This is a genomic window from Celerinatantimonas yamalensis, from assembly GCF_046054155.1.
GTDB lineage: Bacteria > Pseudomonadota > Gammaproteobacteria > Enterobacterales > Celerinatantimonadaceae > Celerinatantimonas > Celerinatantimonas yamalensis.
This window is the reverse complement of the sequence record NZ_JBEQCT010000002.1, coordinates 719,244-746,236: the sequence shown is the minus strand read 5'-3', so window position 1 is coordinate 746,236 and position 26,993 is coordinate 719,244. Positions and strand designations below refer to the sequence as shown.

Sequence of the window (26,993 nt, the reverse complement as noted above, 5' to 3'; positions counted from 1 at the left end):
TTTCAAGAAGATGTTAACGTATTATGGATTAGAGCGACCCCGAGTGAGTAAGCGATTTATTCATGTCGACTGATATCAGGCACGTGTTTAACACGAGTGACTATATAACTGAAGAGCCGGATGCGGTCATTCCGCACGTCCGGATCTGTGCGGGGTCGGTCTGGTAACAGATCGCGCTACCACGATTGTTTCTATCTATGCATGCATCATTTACTAAAATTAAAAGGAAGGTTTAATGTTTAAAGTAGTCGTTGATAACGAAATCACTCTTCATTTAGTCCACGAAGCATTTGTGTCAAAATATGTGGAATTAACCAAAGAGAGTCATGAGTACATTTCTCAGTGGATGGCATGGCCATTATTCTGTAAGACAGAAGATGACTTTAAAAAATTCGTAAAAGGGTCATTGCACAAGTATGCAGATGGTAAAAGCATGAATTGCTCTATTGAATATAGAGGCGACATTGTAGGTAATTGTGGTTTTAATACAATTAACCATGATTTGAAGGTCGTAGAAATAGGTTATTGGCTTGGTGAACAATATCAGGGGCATGGAATAATAACTCGTGCTTGTCAGTACCTTATTGATTACGCCTTTACTCAGTTAGGTATGCATAAAATACAAATTTCAGCCGCCGAAGAAAACATATCTAGTCGATCAGTGTGCGAAAGACTGGGCATGACTCTTGAGGGGGTAATCACAAATAGGGAAAAAATCGGAGAGCGTATTCTGAATCATGCCATTTATGGTCTACATAATTCAAAAACATAACACATATGAGCCTTCGGCCTGTCAATAGACGAATTTAACTAATCTGGCTTTTTTAGTCAGATTCAAATCAATCAACACATGCATTTACTTCGTCTGTCATATGGCTGTTAATCATCGTTTACAGCAAACATATATAGAGGCTCTCTTATTGCGGTCTTACCGCAGCCTGTCGTTTTTTATTCCATTGAAATAACAGGGGCACTAGACATTTATCGGTTAACCCTAAGATGGCACTACTCAAGTTCAGGTGCTGTATGCACAGTTAGTTTCAGGCTCATTTAAGGTGTAAACGATTTTGTTGCTTGTATTGAGTTCTTATTACAACGTTTCAAGAAAGATATTGAGGGTGTTCATCGTTCTGTGCCACCCGTTTCTTAAAGATCTACGTCGTCGTTGATCCGGCCTTGAAGTGGATGCTCAGTCTGGGAGGTCTAGGCAGCGTTAGCTAATCACTGGAAGTTATGATTAAAATTAGAAATTACGAAGCTAAAGATGCTGCTATTACATGGGAACTTAAATTCAATGGTATAAGTTATGATCTGCTCCAGTCAGACTGGACACTTCACTAAGCGACATTTTGCTTTTCAAAGTTAATTGGGCTTAGATACCCATGAGCACTGTGCCTTCTCGTCCGATTATAATCAACCTCTATGTACTCGAAGAGCGTTTGGCGCATCTCATCTCTTGTCATGATCGGCTCATATTGGATCGCTTCAACGTTCATTGAATAGAATAAGCTCTCAACACAAGCATTTACGCGCCTATGTCAAGCCAGGTTCGCTAGATCTTTCAGTATTAGCGGGAATAGCTCTCTCGCTATATAACGCTTTAGGGTGCGAGTTATTTCCTTAGTTGATAACCCTTTCGCTGTTCTTCGAGCGACATAGTCTTTTGTTCTGGGGTCACTTCGCATTCTTACCATAGCTACGGTCCAGAGAGCGTTGTTCGCACTGCGACAGCCTCCACGATTCAATCTATGACGGGTAGTTTTACCCGATGAAGCTGGAATTGGATTAACGCCACATAATGTTGCAAACGATGATTCCATCAATAAAAATAAATTAAAAGACGAGTAATTCTACAGGCTCGTTATGTTCCTAAGCTGGGATGAAAATTTTGAAGAAAAGTCATCTGTTCAGACTCTATTTGGTCGTGTTAATTGTCTGCATATGAATCGCCACTGATTAGCTAGAACTCAGATGCAAAAGCACAATGACTTCGGCTTGCCCGACAACTGTTGAGCATGTGCGAACGTCTACCATCAAGTGATCCACAGTCTATTTAAATGGCTGAATTGTCGAAGTGGCAGAAAGAGCTATCTCTGGAATAATTTCAAGAAGATGTTAACGTATTATGGATTGGAGCGACCCCAAGTGAGTCAACGATTTATTCATGTCGACTGGTATCCGGCACGTGTATTGATACGAGTGACTCTATAACTGAAGAGCCGGATGCGGTCATTCCGCTCGTGCGGAGTTGTCTCAGTAATGGGCGCTCTACCTCGATTGTAAACGCCTTCGGCGCATGGAGAATAAAGCTATGATAGCATCTCTTAAAAATACATCATTCGATATGATTCATGACGCTTTCGTTGACGCATTTTCGGAATATGAAGTAAAGATGGATATGCCAAAAGATAAATTGATGGAAATGTTTTCTGCGAGAAGTCTTAGCAAAGGAAAATCTATTGGATATTTCGAAGAAGAAAACTTGATTGGATTTCTTCTTATTGGATATCGAAAGATTGGAAATCTATCAGTTTTTTATGACTTAGCAACAGGTGTACGGAAAAAATATCAAGGACGGAAAATTGCAGATAAACTAATCTGTGAAATAAAAGATTTAATGGTTGAAAATGAAATAGATAAATTCGTACTTGAAGTTCTTGAACATAATGTTCCAGCTCAAAATTTATATATGAAATATGGATTTAGAATAAGTAGAAAATTTAAATGTTATGAATATATTAGCGAAAATAGAAAGAGTGACAATATAAGCAAGGCAAAGATTGCTAGCATTGATATTCAATTAAATAATTTACCTGTCAGTGAATATTGTACATTCGTGCCGTCATGGCAAAACTCCATGGTTTCATATTTAAATGCCAAAAATAACTATTATGTTGCTAGAATAATAGAAGATAATAGATTGATTGGGTATGGTATTGTACATCGAGCTAATGGTTCTATCTTACAATTAGGAATGGATCCAGGTTGGCGTACGATTGAAAATATTGAAAGAATAGTAGATGAACTATATGTAAACACTCAAAGCAATGTGCTGAAATATCTGAATGTTGAAGAAAATAGTATTATGGAAAAACTAATATTAGACATTGGATTCAAAAACACAATCAATCAGTTAGAAATGGAATACAAAATTAATGTTACATAACAATCGCTTCCCAGGTTAATTGTGTGATTATGTAATCAAGGAAAATAGTGATAAGAAAGTGCAAAGATATTCGTGAATTTAGATAATAAGTGAACTATTGTAGGTTCTATTATTGGCTTTTCATAAAAATTTAATGCTAATGAATGAATTTATTTATTTTATTTAATATATTCATTTAGTCGTGTGGATAAGGGGAAGTGAAATGCCGTATATAAAGCATATAGAAATAAAAAAGGACAAAAAGGTAGATGCCTTTCCCTTTAACTTACCATCACTAAAGCATTTAGATTTGCTTGAACTGCATCCTGCCGTTACGTTTTTTGTCGGTGAAAATGGCTCAGGTAAATCAACATTAATCGAGTCGATTGCTGTAGCGGCGGGTTTTAATCACGAGGGTGGGAGTCGAAATTTTAATTTCTCAACGGGTGAGAATACACCGGTTCTTGCGAAGGCCCTTCGGCTTTCTCGGTCAGCTTTACGGCCAAAAAATGGTTATTTCTACCGCTCTGAAAGTTTTTATAATGTCATTACGAATATGAATCAGCTAGATGAAGAGCCATGCTTGAGGCCACTTATCAAAGATTCCTATGGTGGAAGGGATTTACATACCCGCTCACATGGCGAATCACTCCTCGATCTTATCGTTCACCGGTTTGGTAAAAATGGTCTTTATATTTTTGATGAACCCGAATCGTCACTGTCTGCACAGCACCAGCTCGCCTTTTTGAGTAAAATGGCTGAACTTGTTAGTTTGGGGTGTCAATTTATTATTGCGACGCACTCACCCATACTTATCACTTTTCCCAATGCTATCATATTAGAGTTTTCTGCTGATGGGATTAACCAGGTGAATTATTCCGAGACAGATAATTTTGTCATTATGAAGTGTTTTATCAATAACCCGGATCGTTTTCTGAATACACTTCTTTAACGCTCATTAGTCTAATTTTGGGTCATATTCTTGTTATTGATCAACAAGGTTCAATGATAAAAATAGACTTAGTCTACACTTCACATTATAGCCGATTCATCTTAAGATCGTTATATTCAATCATATATTAGTTATGCATGGATTTATCCCATTGACATATAAGGTCGATCTCCATGGCAACAATCCTCCTTAAAACGCAATATGGCCTAGAGAAACCGTTCTAATCAGTGGATTCCTAGGTGTGGCTATATGGATTCGAAGGGCTTGGTTTTTTTTGATATCCTTGCTTATGTGCTTACGTTCAGGGCAACATAGCGAGGTCATTGAGCTAATTAGAGCATGTTATAATTTTTTATAATTAGTTATATTAAATGCTATTTTTATATATAAACGCCTCAAGTTTCAGGACATCGCGATGACTTTGATGTATTCAGCCTACCATCTCACTATTGCCAGTGAGATTGAATTGCCCGAACTGTTTAACCTCGCTGATCAGAGTCAATCTATCGATGTGCAGATCCGGTATGAGAACGTCCCTGATCATGGGCTTGATGATGGTCAGAAAATGGGTCCTTTTCTATGGGTGGCTAAGGATAAGCTTTGGCTAAAGATCCCAGGTGTCGCGCGATTTTTGGTGATAAACGGGCAAGAAATTCTGATCGATCCTGCTCCTGATATTGATGAGGATAGTATTCGAGTCTTTTTGCTGGGTTCGATATTTGGTGCGTTATTGTTTCAGCGTGAGCTGCTTGTGCTCCACGGCAATGCAATCCGTATCGGCGATCACTGTTTGATCTGTGTGGGGCCTTCTGGGGCGGGTAAATCAACACTTGCTGCCGGGTTTATGCGCCGTGGTTATCAAGTGCTGGCTGACGATGTTGTCCCGATTACGTCCTCTGGGGATGCTTTGCCCGGTTTCCCTCGTATCAAGTTGTGGCAAGACGTGGCCGATCAATTCAACATCAAGACGAGTGAATTGCGCCGGATTCGACCTGATATGGAAAAATTCAATCTTCCAGTCAATGATCTGGGGCTGCAACAAAAACTGCCAGTGCGCTGGGTATATATTCTCAATAATGAAAACATCAATGAGATAACGGTTGAGCCTATGACTGGGATGGAAAAATTTCAGGCACTGAAAACCAACACCTATCGGCCTAAGTTTTTAGCGGCGATGGATCTTAAGCCACAACATTTTCAATTGTGCGGCCAATTGGCTGGGCAGATCCATCTGGCCCGTTTGACGCGTCCAAACCAAGGTTTTAAGCTTGATAAGCTGATTGATACGATCTTACTCGATATTGAGGCCCGTGCATGAGCAGTCTCTATTGGTTGGCCTCGTATCCTAAATCTGGTAATACGTGGTTTCGCAGTTTTTTGCAAAATTTGTTAGAAAATGGCGATAAACCTGTTGATATCAACGCCCTGAAGACTGGCAGTATTGCGAGTGCTCGTAGCTGGTTAGATGACTGTTTAGGATTTGATAGTGCCGATTTAAGCGCAGATGAAATTGATCGCTTACGTCCGGCGGTGTATGACTGGGACAAAGATACCGTCGAACTGGGATATCATAAGATCCACGATGCTTATACTTTTCCCGTAGCTGGCGAACCGCTAGTGGGTGTACACGGCACTAAGGGGGCGCTTTATATTGTGCGTAATCCGTTGGATGTGGCGCCCTCATGTGCGAATCATTTTCAGTGTAGTCTTGACCAAGCAATTGCCTACATGGGGGATTCTAAGTTTTCGTTATTGAATCATCCTAATCGACTGAAGCTTCAAGTGCGTCAACACCTACTGAGCTGGTCAGATCATGTCGCCAGTTGGCTGGATGCGGCCAACTTAAAACGCCTCGTGATCCGCTATGAAGATATGCATGCTAATCCGCTGGCAACCTTTACTCAAGCTTGTCAATTCTTAGAACTACCGACTGATCCGGTGCGGATTAAACAGGCGATCGCATTTAGTGATTTTAAAGAGCTGTCTCGTCAAGAACAGGAAAAAGGCTTTAAAGAGCGACCAGCAAAAGCATCGCTATTTTTTCGCCAAGGACAAAGCGGTGATTGGCAAAATAAACTCAGTGCTGAGCAGATTGTACAAATTATTGCCGATCATGGCCCCATGATGCGCCGCCTCGGATATTTGGATGAGCATGGGCATGCGTTGGTTACTCCGCAGCCGGTTGCAGAGTCATTGTTGCTGAACAATGATGACAAACGCTCTATTTTGCTTGAAACCCAGCACTTTTTATTGCGTCCAATATGCGATGTAGATGTGAATGATGATTACATCAGTTGGTTTAATGATGCCGCAATTCAGCAAGGTCTCAATCATGTCCCTCGAGGCTGGCAACGCGAGCAGACTTTGCGTCATTTACGCCAATTTAATTATAAAGACTCATTTCATCTGGGAATTTTTCGCAAATCTGGCATCTTAGTCGGTTTTGTCACTGTTCAACGTTTATCGACTGCAAGCGCCGAATTCACCCTCGTTATTGGCGATAAAAGTCTGTGGGGTAAGGGGGTTCCTGATGATGTGTTACCCGTACTCTTTGATCATTTTTTTGCCGATGGCAATATAGAGCGCTTTTATGGGCAGGTTATCGCTACCCATCACCGCTTAAATGCCATGATGACTCGATTGGGTTTTGAGCTTGAGTACAGGCAAAACGAGGGTAAAAATATATCTACTGGTGAGCCAATGAGGCTGAACCACTACATCTTACATCGCCAAAACTGGCAGCACCGGAAATGATGTGCTGATGAGCCGACTCATCAATAAAGTGGTCCATGCGCTTATCCGCGATTGGGTAAGACGTTCGCTGCCCCACGGGTTGATGAGCTGGCGTTATCTGTTTACGACAAATGATAGGAGACTCAAGCTACACCGCGATTTTTGGTGGCACAATCGAGGTGCTTGGCCACGACCTTTGTGGTGTTTGTTGCAAATGTGGCTCTGGTTACGGTGGCTCTGTTGGGGGAGTTGGCGTGCTAGCTATCGGAGTCTTAAACGTCATGGCGCTTCGGTTAAACAATGTACGGGGTTATCGCTATGGGAGCAATATTGGCGCGTGCAGCATTTAGCGCTCTGCTGGTGTGTGCCGCCGAATACTGTGTATTGCTTTGGCTTGCATCTTCATCCCCAACAGTTACTCGATTATGTGTTTGACCACGAGTTACCGAGCTATCATAATCGACAAAGTATGCCATTGGGGCTGCGTCCCGCGTCTTTAGTCCAACTGCAGGATAAACAAGCGCTTGCCGACATGTTGTCAGCGCAGGGTTTTCATGTGGTAGCGACTCAGGCACTGCTCCCTCGATATAGCCAACAATCGCTGGCTGCTCTGCTCTGCCAAACAACGCCTTGTTTTATCAAAAGTCGATCGGGAAATCAGGGGCGAGGCGCTTTTGCTGTTTTTCCTCAAGCGGATCAGCTCACTGGTAAAACCTTCACTGGAAAAGTGCTTACAACCACCGCCGAGGTTGAATTGGCGTGGCAACAGCTTTTACAAAACGATGATGTACTAATTCAGCCGTTGTTACAAAATCATCCCTCGCTTGCCCATCTGTGTCGTGCTCAAGAGGTGATAACCTTGCGCTATATCAGTCAGTGGCGCGATGGCGCAGTACATTGTTTGAGCGCCTCTCTGGAGGTGCCATTTCAAGGTGACAATTTGATTGAATATGCGCTGCTGGGGATCTCGCCCTCAGGCGTGTTATTTCCCTTTCCGAACGAATATTTGTATAGCCGCCGAGAAAGAGCCGATAAGTTATGGCAACAGGCGGCGAAAAATCCTCAATTACCATTTTGGTCGTTACTGGTTTCTCAAAGCCATCTTGCTCATCAACAGTTCTCCGATATCAAAGCTATTGCCTGGGATTGGGTGCTCACTCCAACCGGCCCAATTATGCTGGAAGGCAACAGTGGTTGGGGGACCTTAACGCCACAAATGATCAATGGACCGTTATTAAAGTCCCCATCATAAGATTGACTTGCACATCCGTTTAATTGTCTTTGAGCCATGCATTCAGCCACTTGATGCGATCGATGTTACGATGAATCACGAATCGGGCATTCTGATCCGTGAGTGAATTGCCATGTCGGCGCCATTGTTCTAATTTCTGGGTATCAAGCAGAGCTGCGAGTTCAGGGGCTAAATTATGATCTTCTGGGATTTGCAGTGATCGCGTTACATGCGTCTGGTTCAATGCGTTGTAGCCCATATCTTTGCTGGGTTTCCATGCTACTTTCTGCGGAACGATGCCAGTAATTGCGCGGCGGTGCAGATAGCGTCCGATTCCTTTGGGGCCAAATTTTTCGATGGATGGGGTAGAGAGGTATTGTTGCACCAGTCGTACGTCCCACAATGGCCAGCGATAATCAATACCATAAGAAGCCGCCATTAGGGTGCAATTATCCAGTCTAGCACTCACTTGTAGTTTGTTTAGATGGTAATTGAGGATAAAATCGTTGATACGCCGAAAAGGGGCGTCATAACGAGCTGTCTCCATATAATGATTATAAATATCATAAAGTTGGATAACTTCTTTGCTGAGCGGACAATAGGGCCAACGCTGCTGCCATGCATTTAAAAACGCAGGGTTGTATTCAGGAGAATGTCGTTTTACAGCACTCTTAAGTAGCCGTAGATTCCGCGTCAGTAGGTTGCCTGGCAATATATCATAGAGATTCGCGTATTTGCCTTGATCCAATAGTTCATAACGCAACATATAGCCGGGGTTGCTGACGACCTCATCGCCACCAAAACCAGAATAGAGCACTTTGATGTTACGCTGTTCACATTGCTGATAAAAGGGGAGATGCAACGAGGCATTGCCATGCTCTTCCGGGAATCCTAGAACTTTGATGCCCCGTTCAATGCGCTCCATTTCATTATCGATATGAGTACTAATCAGGTAATTATGGGTAATATGGCAAGCTTGGCTGGTTGCTAGAATATATTCGGGTTCCAATTCACACAACGCAAATCCAAAACTGTGAAGTTGCTCCCCTGGGGTGCCTAGAAATTTGGCTAAATAAGCGGCAATTGTTGCTGAATCAATACCGCCACTATTTTCACAACCGTATGGATAGGGGCTGCCCATGCGAGCCCGAATGGCCTCTTCTAATACTTCTCTGTATACCTCGACCCAACGCGGCTCTCGCCGCGTAGCCATTGGGGCATTATCGTGCCAGAAGTGCCATTTGCGTAGCTGTAAACCGTCTTGGTCAAGGGTTAAGCAATGACCTGGCAAAAGCTTATATACATCATCATAGGCCGTTGTCTGTTTATGACCTGATATTCCCCAAAGATAGTTTATCATCCATTGCGTATTACGGCTAAGCGGCAAATTAGTACACTTTAACCCAGCGACTGATGAAGCGAAAGTTAATTGCCCTTGATCAAAATGGTAATAAAGTGGCTTAACGCCCAGTGGATCGCGTGCTAAGAAAACCCGCTGGCGCGATTCATCGATCACCGCCAAGGCAAAGTCACCGAGTAAATGTTCCGGCAGTTGTTGTTGATAATAATGCCACGCAGCCAATACCAATTGAGCATCAGTAAGATTTGGATTTTTTTCATCAAGGGCCAATGTTTGAGCTAGTGCGCTACGATTATCTAACCGTCCCCAAAATGCCAAAGCGACACCTGTTTTTGAGCAGATAAGCGGTAGTTGCGCATCCCTATCAAAGAAACCACAATAGTGGCGCTGTTCATAGAGCCAGCTTTTCTGACTTGATCTAAAACCAAAACGATCTGGTTTTTTATAAGGGGACAAAGCATGGTAAATAACCGTGGCTTCCATCTGCGCAAGTATCGATTTTTGAGAAAAAACGCCAGCAAACATTAAATGAAATACCTTTGATATTAGATAATAGTTTAATCATAAGTGGTAATGAAATTATTTAACAATCTGAATGGTGGAAATTTAATTGCAGTTTTAGATGCTCTATCCGTCAATGGGTCGAGTCACTGATCAAAAATTTGCGCTCAATGGATATTCCAATCATTGTATCGTGCCCGAGTTCATTGCTAAAAAATGATTAGTTATCGAGAGCACTGTATTCATCGAGTCCTCGGCGTTAAGTTTGTTCATGTCATCGTCAGTCCAACATGGCTCATCCAATATGGAACAGGACTTATGTGGACACATATAGAAATAAACGAGGTTAACCGTAATCTAATACCGCATGGGTGTGAACGTCGCCATAACCATGGATGCACATTCACCCTTAAACGTGTGGATGATCACCGATTTATCATTGATCTTGTAAGTATCCGAAATCATATAAAAGACTGTAAATAAAAATATATAATAAATTTAATAGGTTGATGTAACCAATAACCCTGTTAATGCCGTTTCGGTCGAACTGGATACACTTTTACCTTTTACCTTTTGGCTCATAGACAGATATACCCATTATCTGTATTGATATAAACACTTACGAATATTAATTGTATGGGGCATGTATATCACGAATGCTGTGTTACTCATATTCTCCATTTGTTAGATGCTCATATACAAGCTATATGTAGAATGAGGTTAATTTGAATTGAACCGGATGAATACCTTAAATAAGTACTTTTTTAAGTTTGAATGATGATTTTTTTGTCAATAGATGTTAAAAGTTCATAGAGTTTAATTTCATGTGTAGTCTTTTGGATAAGCGACAATCAATAGGAATGAGCATGGCGATGACAGATTTAACCCTTGATACTTGCTTACAGCGTAATCCTGAACAGATTTTTACCAAGATGGATGGTGAAACCGTGATGATGGATCTTGAAAGTGGCAACTACTATGGTATCGGTGGTGCGGGTAACCAAATTTGGCAATTATTAGCAGAACCTATCCGCATAAGAGGGCTTGTAGTCAAGCTTTGTGATGAATACGAGATTGCACATGCACAGTGCCAACATGATGTCATTGCGTTTTGCCAATCGCTTATTAACAACAACTTGGTAATAAAAAGTGCTGATCCAAGCGTTTCATAAATTTGCTCGGCAAACTTACTTTGTGAAGCTTTGGGCTGCGCCAGTCTGGGTGCTACTCGGTCTGACGAAGTTGATGATCTTTACTCTGCCTTTTCGGCTATTGGCTAGTCGATTAGGTACGCCACAGGGCAATCAGTATTGGGTGCCGCTGTTGAGCGATACGCAGCAAAGACGAGCCCAGCAAATTAGTCGCGTGGTGCAAGGTATGGCTGTATATACGCCTTGGAATTCCAACTGTTTTCCGCAAGCGATTACCGCTCGAGTATTACTCGGGCTTTATGGTATCCCCGGCACACTTTTTTTTGGCTTAGCTAAAGATCATCAGCATGAATTGAGTGCCCACGCATGGGTCGTTGCAGGGCAAATTCGTGTCAGCGGGGGTTATAGCTTTAATCAGTTTACTGTCATGAATGCCTTTTTATTTGAGCGTCAATCAAGGACTTAATTTGATGCAATTGTTGAAGGTAATACGGGCATTACTGCAAATGGTGTCATATCGGCGTGTTGGCTTACTATTAATGCTAATGGTACTGACCGGTATCACGGAAGGATTCGGGGTCTTGTTGTTAGTCCCATTATTACAATCACTACAAACCAATGAAGTGAGTGAACAGCCTCAACTAATTGAAAAATTAGCAAATTTTGGCTTACATTTTTCATTAACCACATTAATGGGAACGGTCTTATTTTTGATAGTGGTTCGAGTGATACTGCAATATTTTCGAGAACAAATGAGTGCAACAATGCAGTATCAACTTGTTGATACGATGCGTTTAAAGAATTTTTCATTATTGCTAAACACTGAGTGGAAATGGCTTGCTATGCAAAGCCAAGCAGAACAAGCGAATAGCCTATTAACCGATATTAACCGAGTGGGAATGGGCTTTCATTTCACCCTTGGACTACTTGCTTCAATGGTGACAATGGTCGCTTATTTGGTGGTCGCTTTTAGCCTATCTTGGCCTATCACATTATTGGCTTTCATCAGCGGTGGCGCGATGTTATGGGTGTTAAGTGGCCAACGTAAACGCGCGTTATCGCTCGGGCATCAGCTTGGTGAAGCCAATCAAGCGATGCAAAGTAATGTTCAACAAAGTCTAGCTGGTATTAAATTGGCTAAAATTCTTGGTCGAGAACATGCGTTTGTTGAGCGATTTAAAACCATTATGGGCACATTACGTCAGCAGCAATTAAATTTTCAAATCGATACGAGTCTTGCCAAGGGTTTATTTCAGATTGGCGGGGCGATGTTGCTGATTATTTATCTGTTTGTTGGGTTAGAACTATGGCATTTGCATATTGCGCAATTATTGACTCTGGTGATTATTTTTAGTCGGATGATCCCCCTGTTTATGTCCGCGCAGCAGCAGCTCCATCATTGTTTACATGCACTGCCAGCATTTACTCAAGCGCAGCACTTACAAGCACTTTATCAACGCTACGGTGAACCAACAGCCCCACGAGATAGTGCGATGGTGTCTTTGCACCGCGCGATTACCTTTGAGAATGTCTCATTTCGTTATGATGAAGAAAATCAAGATGCGCTTAAACATATTTCGATCACACTGCGTGCGCGCACTACCACTGCGATTATCGGTCACTCAGGTGCGGGTAAAAGCACCTTAGCAGACTTGTTGATGGGATTACTGGAAAGTAGTAACGGTCTGATTCGTGTTGATGATACTGAACTTACAGGAAATTTTCGTCATAGCTGGCGCCGCTCGGTGGCCTATGTCCCTCAGGATATTTTTCTATTTAATGATACCATTCGTAATAATTTGTTGTGGGGCAATCCATCTGCCAGCGAAGACGATTTATTGGATGCGTTAAAGTTAGCCGCCGCAGAATTTGTCGTTCAGCTACCCGCTCAGTTGGATACTCAAGTTGGGGATGGGGGTGTCAGGCTTTCCGGTGGTGAACGACAACGTATTGTTTTAGCAAGAGCATTATTGAAACGTCCGGCGTTATTAATTCTGGATGAAGCGACCAGTGCACTTGATATGGAAAATGAATCTCGGATCAGAGAAGCGATTGAGAATCTTCATGGTCATTTAACTCTGGTGGTGATTGGCCATCGACTTCCCACTCTTGAACATGCCGACCAAGTGATCAAGTTGGCTAACGGGCAAGTAATTGCTCAAGGCAGCTGGCAGAGCTTAAGACAACCACAGAGTAGCTGCGAATGAGTGATATGAAAGCCATTTTACTTGAATTGATTTCGCCGAAGGACAGCATAACGGCGAGTCAACTGGCGGTTTTAACTGATGCACATTGGCAACAGCTGATTCATATGGCCCGAGAGCATCGGATTGCACCGCTTCTTTATTGGCGATTGAAAGAAAAGAAATTACAGTTGCCGGCGGTACTTTGGCAAACACTCAAAGAATACTATCAACGCGCCGTGATACGCGGCTTAACGATGCAAGCAGAGCTGTTGAAGTTACACCAACTGTTAGAGCAAGCGGGGATTGCTCATATCGCATTAAAGGGCAGTTATTTGTCTTACTTTGTCTATCCTAATCCCGCGTTAAGACCGATGCGAGATATTGATTTATTGATCCCTGATGAGCAGCTCATGGCGGCTTATCAACTTTTATTGGCGCAAGGGTATGTGCATCCACCTAAATATCAAGGGGACGTCCAAAGCGCTCAAGCAATGCTTAAGCACCTCATGCCGCTGCAATCCCCTAGTCAAGTGGTGGTGGAACTGCATAATAAAGTATTAAACCCTGATGATTGGCCTGGAGAAGATTTAACCACTGATCCCCATTTTTGGGCGCGCTGTCGGGACGTTGATATGGCAGGTCGTACCATTCACTTTATGTCGGCGACTGATTTACTGCTGCATTTAATTATCCATGCCAGCTATGATCATAAGTTCAATAATGGCCCATTAATCCTATCAGACATTGCTTTTTTAATTCAAAAAGAACCGATCGACTGGGCACTGTTTTGGCAAAAGGCTGAGGAGGGCGGGGGATGTGATGGCTGCTCACTGGTTTTGTATATGCTCAAGCTTTATGATGAGCGTGTCGATATTCAAGGGTTACAAACCGTTGGTCGTGGTGGTCAAGCATTAGCCCAAGATGCCAAGTACTTTTATGAGCTGACTTTACAAGACTACCACGCTAGAGGCGATCAGATCCTGCTCAGCAACTTGATGCGTGATGGCTGGTGGCACAAGATCTGGATACTAACGCGCAAGATCTTTCCAAGCAAAACCAATATTAGCCTTCAGTTTCCCGTGAGCCGCCATTCACCTTTTGTTTATTGCTACTATCCACTTCGATGGTTGTATATATTACAGCGATTACCCGCTGTATTTAAATCGAATCAACAGCAAGAGCTTAATCATCAGGCCAAAAAATTAGCGGTTCTATTACAATGGTTTGATGAGAAGGAGTGATCGTGATTCGCTTTACTTAGTCACAGAGTCAATATGAATCGGTTTTGATAATATGAGACCGCCCCTATTGATGAATTCTTTATAAGAGATGGTGCATTATTAATAGGGCTGTCGCCTAGCTATCCTCTTGGGTGTGTTGATGTTTACCCAGCTACAGTGACTTCAGCGTGGCTGGGTGTCATCTTATTTAGTGGCAAAACCTTGTGATTGAACGAAGGATTGCATATATGGGCGTGACTCTTTAGCTAAAATAGCGGTGATCTGATCACTCCAGCTCATGATCTTATCAGCGCCAGCGCGATGGGTGTAATAATCACGGACTTTGGCATCATATTGAGCCAATTGATCGCCATCGAGCTCTTCTGCGTAACTATTTTCATGAACGACTAGCGATTGTGGTAAGCGCGGACGAATGCTAGGTTGCTGCGCTGGATGGCCTAAACACATGCCAAATAGTGGGAGCACCTGTTGGGGAAGATTCAACAACTCGACCACTTCATTTGGGCTATTACGTAGGCCGCCAATAAATACACCACCTAATCCCAGTGATTCCGCGGCAGTCAGCGCATTTTGTGCCATCAATGCGGTGTCGACTGCACCAATCAACAGCTGCTCGGTAAACCCTAATTTAGCATCAGGCGCAATTTGCTGATGGCGGTGAAAATCAGCACACCAGACAAAAAATTCAGCGGCTTCTCCGACCCACGGTTGGTTGCCACTCAGCTTGACTAATTCGGCCCGCTTGTTTGAGTCGGTTATGCGAATGATGCTACTGGCTTGCAGAAAGCTTGATGTCGAGGCGGCTTGAGCAGCCACTAAAATAGCGTTGAGCTGCTCCGTTTCAATTGGCTTGTCTGTGAATTTTCGAATGGATGTGTGGCGACAGAGTAACTCAATGGTTTGATTCATCATTCAACCTTCAACCTTGTTAAAACGAGAGACGATTGTGATTGTAGCATAGTGGCTAATTTGGCCGCAGCATTCGTTAGCTTTTGGGCTGCTGCCATTATGGGCAAGGCTGATGATTGTTCGTTGCTTTTCATATAAATTAAATCGCCTTATTTCATCTATTCTCGCGAAAGACTCGCGTACATCGTCAATGGCTTTGCGCTTTGGCATTGTCTTCATCCCCGTATACATCTACATCCTTTTGTCAGAGGGGCGTTTATCTGTAATGTGGTATCGCCGTTCACTTCAGTTAGCTCATCGATGTCATTTGCAGAGCTTAATATTAGGGATAGCGCCGCTTTTGTTTGGCGCTTGTTAGTCATCGATTCCGATGATTCAAACGCCTGCGCATTGCGCAAAATTGGCTGACATATTGGTGAATAACGCATACTCGTTGCTGTCATTCGAAATGATTTTGCGCGTTGATTCGGTTGCATTTTTCACTTATGAAAGTGTCTTTGCGCACGGTTGTAGTATGTTGTGGCGTGGGTCTGTTCGATTTTACAGAACCGAAAAGCAGCCTTTAAAGCAGTAGATCGATGCCAAACTCTGCCAGTAATCAATTGATGGTTAGTTTTTGAGTGTGGCTAGATCGTTAGTTTAACAGTTGCGAGAAGATGTATGTTTACGAGTGGCTGTGTCTGTTTGGTGAGCACTTGTTTTTGGAAGCTGATAAATATGACCGAAAATAAACACAATTGGGGTGATATTTGACGCTACATGCCAATTTGGCATAAGAATTAACTATGATTTACTTTATTTTGGCAACAGTTGAACGTATTATAATTGAATGTGGTAATAAATTTCCATTTAAGCTGTTTATTTAAAATACTTATTAAGTTAATGGCTTATTTTTTGGTATTTATTTTTAATAAAATCATAATTTTAGCAATTAATGGATGATTGAAAAATGGAAGCAAGTGACAAACACACGATGGCATCAACTGAAGAGGTCCTGCATTCTCATCGGCTTAGTTGGAGTGACGGTAAAACACTAAGCTTGTCTGCTTTAGGTGGTGCGTTAGAATTTTATGATTTTGTTATTTTTGTCTACTTTGCCAATGTGGTGGGAAGCCTGTTTTTCCCAACGGATATGCCAGAATGGTTGCGCCAAGTACAAACATACGGGATTTTTGCCGCCGGTTACCTTGCTCGTCCTCTAGGCGGTATTATCATGGCGCATTTTGGCGATCTGTTAGGCCGTAAGCGGATGTTCATGTTGAGTATCTTTTTAATGGCGGTTCCCACAACCTTAATTGGATTAATGCCAACATATGCGTCAATTGGTATTTGGGCTCCACTGTTATTGTTAATGTGCCGAGTGTTGCAAGGGGCCGCAATCGGTGGCGAAGCACCTGGTGCTTGGGTTTTTGTCACAGAACATGTTTCAAAACGTCATACTGGTTTAGCGTGTGGGACTTTGTCAGCAGGTCTTGTGGCTGGGATCTTGATCGGTTCACTGGTGGCAACGGGCGTGCATTCGGTTCTAAGTGCTGAACAGATCCACCAATACGGCTGGCGCTTGCCATTTTTGCTGGGCGGTGTGTTTGGCTTCATTACGATGTATTTGCGTCGCTGGCTGCATGAAACGCCGATTTTTAAAGCCATGCAACAGAGCCAAGAATTAAGTGAAGAGTTGCCAATTAAAACCGTACTTAAAGAGTATACACCGTCGGTATTGGTATCTATGGCCGTTACGTGGGTACTCACTGCGGCGATTGTGGTGACCATTTTGATGACGCCATCTTTGTTGCAAAAAGTTGCTCATTTAGACCCACAAACATCATTAGAAGCGAATAGCGTCGCGATTATTTGTCTGTTAGTGGGCTGTGTGGTGGCGGGGGCGCTGGCCGACAAATTTGGTAATGGACCCATTATGGCCATTTTTAGCATTGGACTGGCGGTGAGCTACTCGATCTTTTATCGCACGATGTTACATGATACCTCGTTATTATTCCCGATGTATGCGGTCGTGGGGTTCTTTGTCGGTGTATCTGGGGTGGTCCCGGCTATTGCGGTGAAGAGTTTTCCCGCAGCGATTCGTTTCTCTGGGCTGTCATTTTCGTATAATGTTGCGTATGCCATCTTTGGTGGTACCACCCCGATGCTGGTCAGTGCCTTGATCCGCGAAGATGTGTTGGCACCCAGTTATTATGTATCCGCGGTGTGTGTGGTTGGGGTATTGGCAAGCTTCGCGGTGATTCGTTTTCGCCCAAGATTAGAACTTGCCGCTTCACCTATTTAGAAACTGTTCGTTTATCAGCAGGTCAATGGCGGTGATTTAAACCGCCATTTTTGATGCTTATTATTGCAATCGAGTCACTATGATTAGTAATAGGTTTGAAGTGCTGCGTAAGAAAAATAGTCTCTCTATAGCATCCCTGAAAAGGGGCTGTTAGACTTTGCCTACACTGTTATGATGGGCAGGATCTGTTCATGCTAAAGCCTAAAAATATATTTCACCTATGTCGCTTAAGCCTCATTACGCTGGGTACTGCAGCGGTTTTATCGGGGTGTGGTCAGCCGCCCAAAATTGAGAAAGTCTCCGGCTATGCTGAAGGCACGACTTATCATATTAGCTGGTGGTCAAAAAATTCGCTATCGGTGGATAAGGTTCGTCAACAGTTTAATCAGGAACTTGCGAGTATCGATAAAGAGTTGTCGACCTATCGCAAAGATTCATATATCTCTGAGTTTAATCACAATCCATCAACTGCCTGGCAAAAAGCGTCGAAAGATTTTATTGCATTGATTCAAATCGCCAAGCAGATCAATCAACAGACCGATGGGTGCTATGACCCAACTATTGGTCCGCTGTTTGACTTATGGGGGTTCCAGAGCGATGTTTTACATGTCCCTAGCGCGCAGCAAATCGCGGCGGTTAAAGCGGATATTGGTATCGCTAATGTTGAGGTCGATGCTGCTGGGGGGCGTATTCGTAAAACACTGCCCGGTGTGCAGCTTGATTTTTCATCGATGGGAGAAGGATATACCATCGGTAAGTTAAGCCACATTCTTGAGACCGATGGGGTGCATAACTATCTGGTGGAATTTGGCGGAGATATGAAGATCAAGGGGCATAAACCTGAAGGTGAAAAATGGCGCATTGCGATTGAGCGGCCCATCCCCGCCAAAGATGGATTAGTCCCTTATCGGATTGTGACTATTAATGATGAAAGTGGTGTCACGCTTGATACCTCTGGAACTTATCATCATTCATTTGATAAAAATGGCAAAGAATATTCACACATTCTTGATCCGCGAAGTGGAGCTCCTGTGACACACGATTTGGTATCGGCTTCGGTATTTGGCACTGATCCGCGTGTCAGTGACGCTTGGGCGACGGCTATGCTGTGTTTAGGACCAAAGGTTGGACAGTCGGTCGCGCAGCAAGAAGGTCTAAAAGTATTCTTTATTCAAGCCGATAAAAATAAACTCACACCATCGAAAAGTGTGGCGCTGAGCCGCTTTAAAGGCTTAAGTTTCAATAAGCCTTAACCGAACGCAATAAGCCTTGGTATAAAGCGTCAAGGCTATTAGTGTGGTATTGAGGCAATGTCTCGTATTATTGGCTGAACGTGACAATATTTCCGCTCATGAACTTATCATGTCAATATTGGTTATTTTCTTGCGTGATATGGCCTTTGTTGCCAATGCTCATTATCAGTTAAACTGATGAGGGCATTGGCTAGGGCACTTTTTTGGTAAAGGGTAGCGAAATAACAGTGCAATTGAGACAAATGTCCAATAATCGGCCCAGAAGGCAAAGATCACATCACTTAAAAAGTGACCGCCTTGCACAATCCGAACAAATCCAACCAAACATCCCAGCAATACCCCCACTATAAACAGATTGCGGTTACGAAAAGCCCAAGCTAAGACAATGAAATAAAAAGCAATAGCGGCATGGCCACTGACAAATGAACAGTTACGGCGACACTCTCCTGAGTATCTGAGTACAGGAGCAAAATCTGACTGCCCACCAAATTGATGTACCTGAATGGGTCGAGGTCGACCGACCGAGTTATCTTTTAGTACCACATTGACTAAAATGCCTGGCCCTAAGGCAAGGCAAAGTGCCAGAAACAGTAGTTTTTTGCGCCAGCACAAAAGTGTGGCGCTATTTGACTTTTTTACGCTGATCCAAATTAAGGGCAGCAGCAGCAGCGGTATCAGTACAAACTGAATGTTGGCAAAAATTTTGTACATCACTTCTACCCAAAAGTCATTGGCTAAGAAGAAATGCTCATTATGGAAAAACTGTTGGCTTGTCCATATATCCAATTGTGGAAAGAGCACAAAAGGGAGTGTCGTGAGCACAGATAGCCATATATCACGTCGTCGAGTCAGCTTTTTCAGGTAAATTTTAGTGGCAGTGTTCATAGCCTTGGAATCCTGTAACTTGGTACAAATAGACCGTTCGTTTCAGTAATGGATAAGTTGTTTGTCCAACCTTGCCTAGCAATTTACTTGTTTTAAAACACCCTTGTAGTTGACGGGGTATTTGGGTAATAAATACAAAATTAGTTTGATGTGAATTGGCGACGTCATAGCGCAGCTCAAATTGATCGTCGATTTGCCGGCTCGGGTTAAAACTAAATACTTTAACGGCTTGATGATGTGGCCAGTCGCTCAGGTAATAATTGGCATAAGATAGCAACATCCGTGAGCCGCTGATCCAGTTCATCTGACTGGCTTGTGGGTATTTTTCTTTAATGTTGGTCATTAATTCTCGCCAACCTAATACGCGCCGATAGGGTGTATTGTGCGAGCTAGGTTGGATTGACAATGCCCTTTGAATACTTGGATAGCTAAACAACAACACTGCCAGTGCGATATTAATCCCAACTAAAGTACCTATCAGTTTATTGGCCTGATGGCGGACTAAACCGGCAGCAACAATTAAACTTGCTCCCAGATAAACGGGCGCGGCCCAGTTGGCATTAGCATGTGACAAGAACGCTTGCACAAACATGACCAGTAACAGTGGCCAACTGATGGCAAACAATAGTAAGCCATCTTTTTCACGTTTCAGTCGCAGGCTATAGGCAAATAGTAGAGCCATTGCGATTGGTCCAAAGACTAAAAACTGACTCCCTAGAAACTCGAAAAATTTATTGAAATGGAATAATTGCTCTTCAAGCTTAGAGATCTGAGCGGTATGGACAAAACTAATAAACCCATATTGGGCGTTCCACCAAAGATTGGGCGAAAACACCGCGAGAGCAAGCAGTAAGGCAATCCAAGGGCCTTTGCCTGCGCGTGGATAGGCTTTTTGCAAAATAAAATAGACGGCTAATCCCAAGATTAATACTGCCATGGTGTATTTTGACAGTAACCCCAACCCCGCAGATAACCCGCAGAGTGTCCACCAAGATAGTTTTTGCGTGCGCAGTGCACAGACAAATAACCAACTCGTTAATGCCCAAAAAAATAATAGTGGCGCATCAGTAGTGATAAAAATGCTGTTAAATGTCACTAATGGTGAACTATAAAAAATCAGTGCTGCCCATAGCCCAACCTGCGAGTTATAAAGCGTTTTGCCTAAACGATAGACAAAAAAAGCTGCACCCGCATACAATAATGGCGAGGTTAGCCGAACCGCCCACTCGTGACTATGACCAAAGATCCCTGTGCTTAAGGCGATCAACCAAGCCACTAATGGCGGTTTAGAATAATAGCCAAAGTCAAGATGGGTCGCCCAAAAGTGATAATAGGCTTCATCATAAAACAGCGCTAAATGCAGAGGACCAAGCGTCCAGAGTCGGCAAATAAACAGGGCAACTAATAAGGCGATCAACCATTTATTTGGTTGATCATTAGGCTGTTTTAATGCAAAAGTCGACATGTCAGATTTCATGTGGATTAAAAATTCCTTAATAATGAAGCCGATCTTAAAAACTCAAATGAAGGCGCTCAATGTTCATTATTAGAGCAATGAGTTCATTTAAGTGTAGGTGAAAAAATAGTAGGTATACGTTGGACTCGTTTTAAGCTGCTTTACAGCTATTTTTCAGACTTTATATGATAGCTTCATGACACTTGGCAAGATGTGTTTGGCGCAGGGGGAATGTGGATCGGGTTGAAGGCTGTCTGTTCTGTAGGCCGACAGGCGATGGTCGACCTACAGATTTAACATTATGTTAGCTTTTTTGAGAATGAAATGGTTGGTATAGCGCGCTTAAGTCGTCATTGCCTAAGCCTTTTTGTATCGCCGCATTCAGACACTCTTGTACCTTTTCGGTTAACGGCAACTGCAGTTGCTGCGAATGTGCCATGTCCAATGCTAAATTCACATCTTTTGCACCCAATGCCAATGCAAAAGAGGCAGGTGAATAACGTTGATTGAGCATGGCATCACCATAGTTTTTGTATACAGACGATGAAAACATGGTGTTGGTGATTAAGTCAATAAAGGGTTCACTTTCAAGCCCAGCTTGATTGATAAAAGCGAGTGATTCAGCCAAAGATTGAACGGCGTTATTAAGCAATAAATTTACCGCAAGCTTGAAGATATTGGCGGTTTGAGGCAACTCACCTAGGTAACGAAATGACCCTCCAAGGGCTCTAAGCATGGGCTCGGCATTATTGACCGCTTCTGCTTCACCACTGCTAATGACATGAACCTGTCCTGCTTCTGCGACTTTGCTATTGCCAAGCACTGGGGCAGATACGTAGTGTAGTTCTCTGTCATTGTGTAATTTAGCAAAGCGCTCGACAAACGCGGGTGACAGGGTTGCCATCACCACATGTACTTTCCCATAGGAGATATGATCTAACAGGCCGCTATTAATAAATAGTTCTTGATAGGCTTGGTCATCAGAGAGCATCGATAACACGACATCTGCGGCAAAAACGGCATGTGGGGTGGATACGAGTTTGATTCCAGCAGCCGACAACAGCGCTGTTTCCGGCTCACTGCGATTCCATGCGATCACTTGATAGCCTATTTTGGCCAAAGTTTTGGCAAAACCCGTTCCCATTGAACCTAGGCCAATAATTCCAACTTTGTACATGTGAAGCTCCTCGCGATCTGTTTTAGTTCAATATAGTAAAGATATTAGTAATCTGTACGGACATAAATGAACCATTGTAACATCTATGCTACATCAAAGCGGAACTCTTGTGACTCTATTTAAAGAGTATTGATGAGCAATTATAGTGAGCTTAGCTCCTTTCAATGCGTTGAATCAGTTGTGTGAGGCTCTGGTGGCATTTTTTGCTTCATGCAAAAATATGACGGTTTACGTACGGCTCGACAATGATTATCAGGTTTTGTCTATGGTGTGTATGGTTCAGCGTACTTAACCCTTCTTCATATTGTCAATATATGGCTGGCAAGATACCCATTCATGAAACGATTATGGATGAGTAGGGGGGTCTAAATTTATCTATTGTTTAAAAATGAAACGCGGGTTTGAAAATATTTGATGCAGTCGTCAGTTTTATCCCAATATGAACGGTAGGCTAATGGTTGGATGAAAATAAATAGATAAGGACTTTGTTTATGCTCAAGGTGATGAGTGCGCTATTTCTACCTGCGCTAATAATGACAGGATGTAGCAGTTTGCCAAATTCGGCTGATGTTATCTCCAATAGCCCCAAACACCCCGTGTTAACTCATTCAGAGAGCCAGCGCTTTGATGTAGCCAATTATTTTACGATTGCAGGGCGTGATAGCTGGCAACCACAACCTATTATGCGGGCAGCAACACCTTATGTAGTAGGCGCTTCAAATGCGCCATATCAGAGTGTGCAAAGCGCGGTGAATGCAGCCCTTGCTGCTGATACCCAACAGCCAATTGCGATTAAAGTACTCCCCGGTCGTTATGTTGGGACAATTTATATCCCCCAGAGTGCACCGCCGCTGACTATTTATGGCGCCGGTAACAAACCTCAGGACGTAGTGTTATCACTAGCGATTGACTCGATGATAAGCCCCGCTCAGTACCGTCAGTTGGTTAATCAATCGGGGCGTTATCAGGCCGGCGATCCTGCTTGGGGCATGTATCATGTCTGCGCCTCTTTAACGCATAAAAATATTGCGACAACCTGCTCGGCGGTGCTTTGGAGTCAAAGTGATCGCTTTGCGTTAGCCAATTTAACAGTTGAAAATTCACTGCTTGATAGCACTGGCCCTGGCACCCATCAAGGTGTTGCTCTGCGCACCGATGGGGATAAAGTACGGCTTAATCAGGTGCGTTTGATCGGTCGTCAAGATACGTTTTTTGTTAATAATGCAGACGTTGATAATCGCTATAATACTCAGCGCCAGAGCCGCGTTTATATCAAAGACAGTTTTATTGCAGGTGATGTGGATTATGTTTTTGGCCGAGCGCACGCAGTATTTGATCAAGTGGAATTTCAGTCTGTTTCCAGTCGCGGCGCATCATCTGCGTATGTGTTTGCACCAAATACAATGTCGCATTGGCGTTATGGATTTTTGGTCATCAATAGCCACTTTAGTTGTAATCAAGCTACCAAAGGTTTTCAACCTAAACTAGGTCGAGCATGGGATCAAGGCGCTAGTCATACTGGCTACAGACCTGGGCACACAGCCAATGGTCAATTGCTGATTATGCGAAGCCACATTGACCGTTGCTACGATTTGCAACAGCCTTGGGGATCGGCTGCCACGACGAATCGTCCGTTTCGCGGTAATGCCAGCGCTGGGCGTGACTTAAATGATCTAAATTATAATCGCTTGTGGCTTTACGATAATCAGCTGGTGAGTACCAAAAAATAGCCTAGTGTTGTAATTTTTTACTGGTTTATTAGGGCGTGATCGCTTTAGCTGGTGTCGCCCTGTTGCTAGTGATGAGCCGTTACCACGCTAAACTTATATTGATAGGCCCATTTAGGTGGGACTATCAATAATCTCGCTCGGCTGCATTGCGACTGGTGTCGCTGGTTGTGATAGAGCATGCCCGTTTTGCTTAGGTTTGCATGGTATGGCATCGATATTGAGATGCATATTGAGCACATTACTGGGTATGTTATTAATGCGTTTCAGTGCATCAAATAGTTCAAGGGAATCGGTACATCGATCGGTTTAACGGGAATGAGGCCTATAGCGGTTTATGCCACTTACAGAACTTACTCGGAGGTCAACTCCTTAGATAATGTGCTGATAGGTTGTGGCCGAGCCAATAAAAACCCTTGGATGGCATCGACATCATAGCGCTGACACAATTGGTATTGCGCTTGCGTTTCGACACCTTCAGCAATGATTAAAATATCGATTTGTTTGAACATCGTACATAGGTTCGCCATAATCGCGGCATATCTTTTGTTGGTGACGGCGCCTGCGATCAATTCTTGATCTAACTTAATAATATCGATGGGATATTTCATTATATGTTGGATGGCTGTGCTGTTACGTCCAAAATTGTCCAAAGCGATACGACAACCTAATTGACGCAGTTTGTTTAAAGCTGGGAGTATGTCAGCATTGTCAAGTGTACTGCCTGATATCTCAAAGACCAGTTGCTGAGGAGTCAGCTCGTTATGTTGGAAGGCTGATTGGAGCCGCTCGAATAATATATTGTCATGCAGTTGGTGTAATGAGAGGTTAATGGCAAGACAAAGCTCGAAAGAGTATTTGGGGCGAATAGTTTGAAATTGGCTAATCGCTTGCTCGACGACCCATTGACCGAGTGCTGCAATTAAGTGAGCTTCTTCGGCTATTGGAATAAACTCATTTGGCTGATTGCAAGTTTTGGCGTGGGGCCAGCGAATCAGTGCTTCAAAACCGATGATTTGACGGGTGTGAGTCGTAATAATAGGCTGAAAAGCGAGCGCAAAATCCTGATCGCTGAGAGCTTGGCGTAGCTCTGTTTCTACTTGATAACACCGGGAAAACTCCTTTTGCATATTATCTTCAAATAGATAAGAGTGGCTGTTTTCAGAGTGCTTAGCCCGATACATGGCGATGTCAGCAAACTTTTTCAATTCTTCGCTATAAACGCTGTTTAACGGATGAAGCGCAATGCCAATGCTACATTGACAGTGGATGACGTGTTGATCGATGTAAAATGGTTCGTTAAACAGCTGGCTGACACGTCTGGCAATGGCATTGACCTGGTTGATGCTGGAAAGACGATTAAAGATCAAGGCAAATTCATCGCCGCCAAGGCGAGCGATTAATTCACTACTGCGCAGTTTTTCCTGCAGACGTTGTGCAACACCTTGAATCAGCTTATCGCCAACTTGATGACCAAAGTTATCGTTAATATGCTTAAAGCGATCGAGATCGAGAATAAACAACGCAACATATTGATTACTTCGTTGATTCTGTTGAATCGTTTGCTCAAGGGCCTTATCAAAGCGATAGCGGTTCGCAATACCAGTGAGTGGATCAGATTCGGCAAGTTGTTTGAGTTGCTCATAACTTTCATTGAGTTTAGATTCTAGCTCGAAGCGTTTTTTGGCTTGGAGTAATGTGCGAGAAAGCTGCCTCGGAGTGATATCACTTTTGATCAAAAAATCTTGAGCACCAGCGGTGATTGATTCCAGTAATAATTGTTCATCATGGTTATGGCTGAGCATGATAAGCGCAGTGTGTTTAACTTCTGGGAGGTTTTTCAGCTGGGCTAACATTTTGAGACCATTCATGCTTGGCATCTGGTAATCAAGCAAAATGGCATCAAAGTGAAACTGTTTGATGATCGCAAAAGCCTGTGTACTATCAGCTACTTCTGTAATCTGGTGTTCAGGTTGATGAGACAAAGAACGCACGATGAGTAACCGATCTACTGCGTCATCGTCGATTAACAGTATATTCATCCACGTGCTCCTCGCCAGAGTACTGTTACCTACCAGTATAGCTAGCCTACGGGCCGTTGAACAAAGATTGTTACCTAAAGTGGTGTCGTCGTCAGTAATCAACGACATTTTTGCCTGTTCAAATGGATTGCCAGGGCTATGCAAGCCGCGATCACAAGGTCGTTTGGTTTATTGGAACAAGCCGCCGCGTATCCACTTGAGCGCGTATGCAACTGCTAGTCGCCAAACATATATAGATGGTCATGCAGTTGAAATCTAATAATGCCGTTAGATGAAGGTCTATATGACAATGGAAAAAACAGCGATTCAAGTTTATCTTGATGAACAGAGTATCGCTTATCAAGCGGTTAATTTTATTCGCGATGGTGATGCATTAACGCCATATCCTAAGCCTATGGTGGCTTGGTCGTGTATCTATAAAACGCTCGCGTTGACGGGAAAACGTACGGGGCCTGTCATCGCCGTTGTGCCAGTACACGCTCGTTTATCATATAAAAAGCTTGCGCAACTGACGGGAAACCGCAGTGTAGGAATGGTGCCAGAGGAGCGACTAGTTGCTACAACAGGCTATGTGCATGGGGCGAATAATCCGATCGGGATCTGGCGTGCGAAGCAATTTCCTATTTTTATTGATGCACAGGCACAAACACAAACGACAATCTGTGTGTCTGCCGGGGAGATTGGCCGGGCGATGCTAATCGACCGCCGCCAGTTGGCCGCGCTCGTGCAAGCGAAATTTGCTGTGTTAGTTGAAGCTTAA

At 43.3% G+C, this 26,993-nt stretch carries 20 protein-coding genes and 3 pseudogenes; 14 read left to right on the top strand and 9 right to left on the bottom strand.

The window, feature by feature from the left end; translation table 11 throughout:
* Nucleotides 1-235: 235 nt before the first annotated feature.
* The gene (locus ABUE30_RS07835; RefSeq protein ID WP_408623162.1) at nt 236-772 is read left to right on the top strand and encodes a GNAT family N-acetyltransferase; all 537 of its coding nucleotides are present in this window, start codon (nt 236-238) and stop codon (nt 770-772) included.
* A gap of 565 nt (nt 773-1,337) precedes the next feature.
* On the opposite strand, the pseudogene ABUE30_RS07830 reads toward ABUE30_RS07835, so the two are convergent.
* Nucleotides 1,338-1,526, bottom strand: a pseudogene (locus ABUE30_RS07830) (IS3 family transposase); the annotation flags it as partial.
* Nucleotides 1,527-1,538: 12 nt separating this feature from the next.
* Nucleotides 1,539-1,817, bottom strand: a pseudogene (locus tag ABUE30_RS07825) (transposase); the annotation flags it as partial.
* Nucleotides 1,818-2,311: 494 nt separating this feature from the next.
* On the opposite strand from ABUE30_RS07825, the gene ABUE30_RS07820 reads away from it, so the two are divergent.
* The 5 genes from ABUE30_RS07820 (at nt 2,312) to ABUE30_RS07800 (ending at nt 8,082) form a co-directional block, all read left to right on the top strand.
* Nucleotides 2,312-3,166, top strand: a complete 855-nt coding sequence (locus tag ABUE30_RS07820; RefSeq protein WP_408623161.1) for a GNAT family N-acetyltransferase — start codon at nt 2,312-2,314, stop codon at nt 3,164-3,166.
* 202 nt (nt 3,167-3,368) lie between these two features.
* Nucleotides 3,369-4,097: an AAA family ATPase gene (locus tag ABUE30_RS07815; RefSeq protein WP_408623160.1), complete on the top strand. Its 729-nt coding sequence runs from the start codon at nt 3,369-3,371 to the stop codon at nt 4,095-4,097.
* A 415-nt stretch (nt 4,098-4,512) separates the two neighbouring features.
* Entirely contained in the window at nt 4,513-5,415 is a 903-nt protein-coding gene (locus tag ABUE30_RS07810; protein ID WP_408623159.1) for a hypothetical protein, read from the top strand.
* Nucleotides 5,412-6,851, top strand: coding sequence for a GNAT family N-acetyltransferase (locus tag ABUE30_RS07805; RefSeq protein WP_408623158.1), 1,440 nt, complete (start codon nt 5,412-5,414; stop codon nt 6,849-6,851). The genes ABUE30_RS07810 and ABUE30_RS07805 overlap by 4 nt, the downstream gene beginning before the upstream one ends.
* A gap of 7 nt (nt 6,852-6,858) precedes the next feature.
* The gene (locus ABUE30_RS07800) at nt 6,859-8,082 is read left to right on the top strand and encodes a sugar-transfer associated ATP-grasp domain-containing protein (protein WP_408623157.1); all 1,224 of its coding nucleotides are present in this window, start codon (nt 6,859-6,861) and stop codon (nt 8,080-8,082) included.
* 19 nt (nt 8,083-8,101) lie between these two features.
* Here the strand turns inward: ABUE30_RS07800 and ABUE30_RS07795 are convergent, their stop codons facing one another.
* The gene (locus tag ABUE30_RS07795; RefSeq protein WP_408623156.1) at nt 8,102-9,946 is read right to left on the bottom strand and encodes an asparagine synthase-related protein; all 1,845 of its coding nucleotides are present in this window, start codon (nt 9,944-9,946) and stop codon (nt 8,102-8,104) included.
* An 842-nt stretch (nt 9,947-10,788) separates the two neighbouring features.
* On the opposite strand from ABUE30_RS07795, the gene ABUE30_RS07790 reads away from it, so the two are divergent.
* From ABUE30_RS07790 to ABUE30_RS07775, 4 genes are read left to right on the top strand one after another with little or no spacing between them, the layout of a single operon-like run.
* Nucleotides 10,789-11,094, top strand: a complete 306-nt coding sequence (locus ABUE30_RS07790) for a lasso peptide biosynthesis PqqD family chaperone (protein WP_408623155.1) — start codon at nt 10,789-10,791, stop codon at nt 11,092-11,094.
* A complete protein-coding gene (locus tag ABUE30_RS07785; RefSeq protein ID WP_408623154.1) occupies nt 11,072-11,539 on the top strand; it encodes a lasso peptide biosynthesis B2 protein in 468 nt (155 codons plus the stop codon). The genes ABUE30_RS07790 and ABUE30_RS07785 overlap by 23 nt, the downstream gene beginning before the upstream one ends.
* 4 nt (nt 11,540-11,543) lie before the next feature.
* Nucleotides 11,544-13,280 (top strand): ABC transporter ATP-binding protein, encoded by a 1,737-nt coding sequence (locus tag ABUE30_RS07780; RefSeq protein WP_408623153.1) that lies wholly within the window; start codon nt 11,544-11,546, stop codon nt 13,278-13,280.
* Nucleotides 13,277-14,500, top strand: a complete 1,224-nt coding sequence (locus ABUE30_RS07775) for a nucleotidyltransferase domain-containing protein (protein ID WP_408623152.1) — start codon at nt 13,277-13,279, stop codon at nt 14,498-14,500. The genes ABUE30_RS07780 and ABUE30_RS07775 overlap by 4 nt, the downstream gene beginning before the upstream one ends.
* A gap of 183 nt (nt 14,501-14,683) precedes the next feature.
* On the opposite strand, the gene nfsA is transcribed toward ABUE30_RS07775, so the two are convergent.
* Together nfsA and ABUE30_RS07765 are read right to left on the bottom strand one after the other, a co-directional pair.
* The gene (nfsA, locus tag ABUE30_RS07770; protein WP_408623151.1) at nt 14,684-15,409 is read right to left on the bottom strand and encodes an oxygen-insensitive NADPH nitroreductase; all 726 of its coding nucleotides are present in this window, start codon (nt 15,407-15,409) and stop codon (nt 14,684-14,686) included.
* 3 nt (nt 15,410-15,412) lie between these two features.
* On the bottom strand, nt 15,413-15,640 hold the full coding sequence (locus tag ABUE30_RS07765; protein ID WP_408623150.1) for a hypothetical protein: 228 nt from the start codon (nt 15,638-15,640) through the stop codon (nt 15,413-15,415).
* A gap of 742 nt (nt 15,641-16,382) precedes the next feature.
* Here ABUE30_RS07765 and ABUE30_RS07760 point away from each other — a divergent pair.
* Nucleotides 16,383-17,693 carry an MFS transporter gene (locus ABUE30_RS07760; protein ID WP_408623207.1) on the top strand — a complete coding sequence of 437 codons (1,311 nt, stop codon included), beginning with the start codon at nt 16,383-16,385 and terminating at the stop codon, nt 17,691-17,693.
* A gap of 191 nt (nt 17,694-17,884) precedes the next feature.
* Complete coding sequence (locus tag ABUE30_RS07755) at nt 17,885-18,946, top strand: FAD:protein FMN transferase (RefSeq protein WP_408623149.1); 1,062 nt, start codon at nt 17,885-17,887, stop codon at nt 18,944-18,946.
* Nucleotides 18,947-19,111: 165 nt separating this feature from the next.
* On the opposite strand, the gene ABUE30_RS07750 is transcribed toward ABUE30_RS07755, so the two are convergent.
* The 3 genes and pseudogenes from ABUE30_RS07750 to ABUE30_RS07740 form a co-directional block, all read right to left on the bottom strand.
* Nucleotides 19,112-19,831 carry a phosphatase PAP2 family protein gene (locus ABUE30_RS07750; protein ID WP_408623148.1) on the bottom strand — a complete coding sequence of 240 codons (720 nt, stop codon included), beginning with the start codon at nt 19,829-19,831 and terminating at the stop codon, nt 19,112-19,114.
* The gene (locus ABUE30_RS07745) at nt 19,815-21,308 is read right to left on the bottom strand and encodes an ArnT family glycosyltransferase (RefSeq protein ID WP_408623147.1); all 1,494 of its coding nucleotides are present in this window, start codon (nt 21,306-21,308) and stop codon (nt 19,815-19,817) included. The genes ABUE30_RS07750 and ABUE30_RS07745 overlap by 17 nt, the downstream gene beginning before the upstream one ends.
* 283 nt (nt 21,309-21,591) lie before the next feature.
* Nucleotides 21,592-22,467: pseudogene (locus tag ABUE30_RS07740) on the bottom strand (NAD(P)-dependent oxidoreductase); the annotation flags it as partial.
* Between the two features lie 488 nt (nt 22,468-22,955).
* Between ABUE30_RS07740 and ABUE30_RS07735 the strand changes: the two are divergent.
* The gene (locus ABUE30_RS07735) at nt 22,956-24,194 is read left to right on the top strand and encodes a putative acyl-CoA thioester hydrolase (RefSeq protein WP_408623146.1); all 1,239 of its coding nucleotides are present in this window, start codon (nt 22,956-22,958) and stop codon (nt 24,192-24,194) included.
* Between the two features lie 350 nt (nt 24,195-24,544).
* Here the strand turns inward: ABUE30_RS07735 and ABUE30_RS07730 are convergent, their stop codons facing one another.
* A complete protein-coding gene (locus tag ABUE30_RS07730) occupies nt 24,545-26,233 on the bottom strand; it encodes a putative bifunctional diguanylate cyclase/phosphodiesterase (RefSeq protein ID WP_408623145.1) in 1,689 nt (562 codons plus the stop codon).
* A gap of 283 nt (nt 26,234-26,516) precedes the next feature.
* Between ABUE30_RS07730 and ABUE30_RS07725 the strand changes: the two genes are divergently transcribed.
* A complete protein-coding gene (locus tag ABUE30_RS07725) occupies nt 26,517-26,993 on the top strand; it encodes a YbaK/EbsC family protein (RefSeq protein WP_408623144.1) in 477 nt (158 codons plus the stop codon).

Bases quoted from the DNA above. Each gene is read 5' to 3' on its own strand.
- ABUE30_RS07815 (WP_408623160.1), top strand. From the start codon at position 3,369: ATGCCGTATATAAAGCATATAGAAATAAAAAAGGACAAAAAGGTAGAT.
- ABUE30_RS07745 (WP_408623147.1), bottom strand. From the start codon at position 21,308: ATGAAATCTGACATGTCGACTTTTGCATTAAAACAGCCTAATGATCAA.
- nfsA (WP_408623151.1), bottom strand. From the start codon at position 15,409: ATGAATCAAACCATTGAGTTACTCTGTCGCCACACATCCATTCGAAAA.
- ABUE30_RS07780 (WP_408623153.1), top strand. From the start codon at position 11,544: ATGCAATTGTTGAAGGTAATACGGGCATTACTGCAAATGGTGTCATAT.
- ABUE30_RS07810 (WP_408623159.1), top strand. From the start codon at position 4,513: ATGACTTTGATGTATTCAGCCTACCATCTCACTATTGCCAGTGAGATT.
- ABUE30_RS07820 (WP_408623161.1), top strand. From the start codon at position 2,312: ATGATAGCATCTCTTAAAAATACATCATTCGATATGATTCATGACGCT.
- ABUE30_RS07800 (WP_408623157.1), top strand. From the start codon at position 6,859: ATGAGCCGACTCATCAATAAAGTGGTCCATGCGCTTATCCGCGATTGG.
- ABUE30_RS07750 (WP_408623148.1), bottom strand. From the start codon at position 19,831: ATGAACACTGCCACTAAAATTTACCTGAAAAAGCTGACTCGACGACGT.
- ABUE30_RS07735 (WP_408623146.1), top strand. From the start codon at position 22,956: ATGCTCAAGGTGATGAGTGCGCTATTTCTACCTGCGCTAATAATGACA.
- ABUE30_RS07805 (WP_408623158.1), top strand. From the start codon at position 5,412: ATGAGCAGTCTCTATTGGTTGGCCTCGTATCCTAAATCTGGTAATACG.
- ABUE30_RS07755 (WP_408623149.1), top strand. From the start codon at position 17,885: ATGCTAAAGCCTAAAAATATATTTCACCTATGTCGCTTAAGCCTCATT.
- ABUE30_RS07795 (WP_408623156.1), bottom strand. From the start codon at position 9,946: ATGTTTGCTGGCGTTTTTTCTCAAAAATCGATACTTGCGCAGATGGAA.
- ABUE30_RS07775 (WP_408623152.1), top strand. From the start codon at position 13,277: ATGAGTGATATGAAAGCCATTTTACTTGAATTGATTTCGCCGAAGGAC.
- ABUE30_RS07760 (WP_408623207.1), top strand. From the start codon at position 16,383: ATGGCATCAACTGAAGAGGTCCTGCATTCTCATCGGCTTAGTTGGAGT.
- ABUE30_RS07730 (WP_408623145.1), bottom strand. From the start codon at position 26,233: ATGAATATACTGTTAATCGACGATGACGCAGTAGATCGGTTACTCATC.
- ABUE30_RS07765 (WP_408623150.1), bottom strand. From the start codon at position 15,640: ATGTATACGGGGATGAAGACAATGCCAAAGCGCAAAGCCATTGACGAT.
- ABUE30_RS07790 (WP_408623155.1), top strand. From the start codon at position 10,789: ATGGCGATGACAGATTTAACCCTTGATACTTGCTTACAGCGTAATCCT.
- ABUE30_RS07725 (WP_408623144.1), top strand. From the start codon at position 26,517: ATGACAATGGAAAAAACAGCGATTCAAGTTTATCTTGATGAACAGAGT.
- ABUE30_RS07835 (WP_408623162.1), top strand. From the start codon at position 236: ATGTTTAAAGTAGTCGTTGATAACGAAATCACTCTTCATTTAGTCCAC.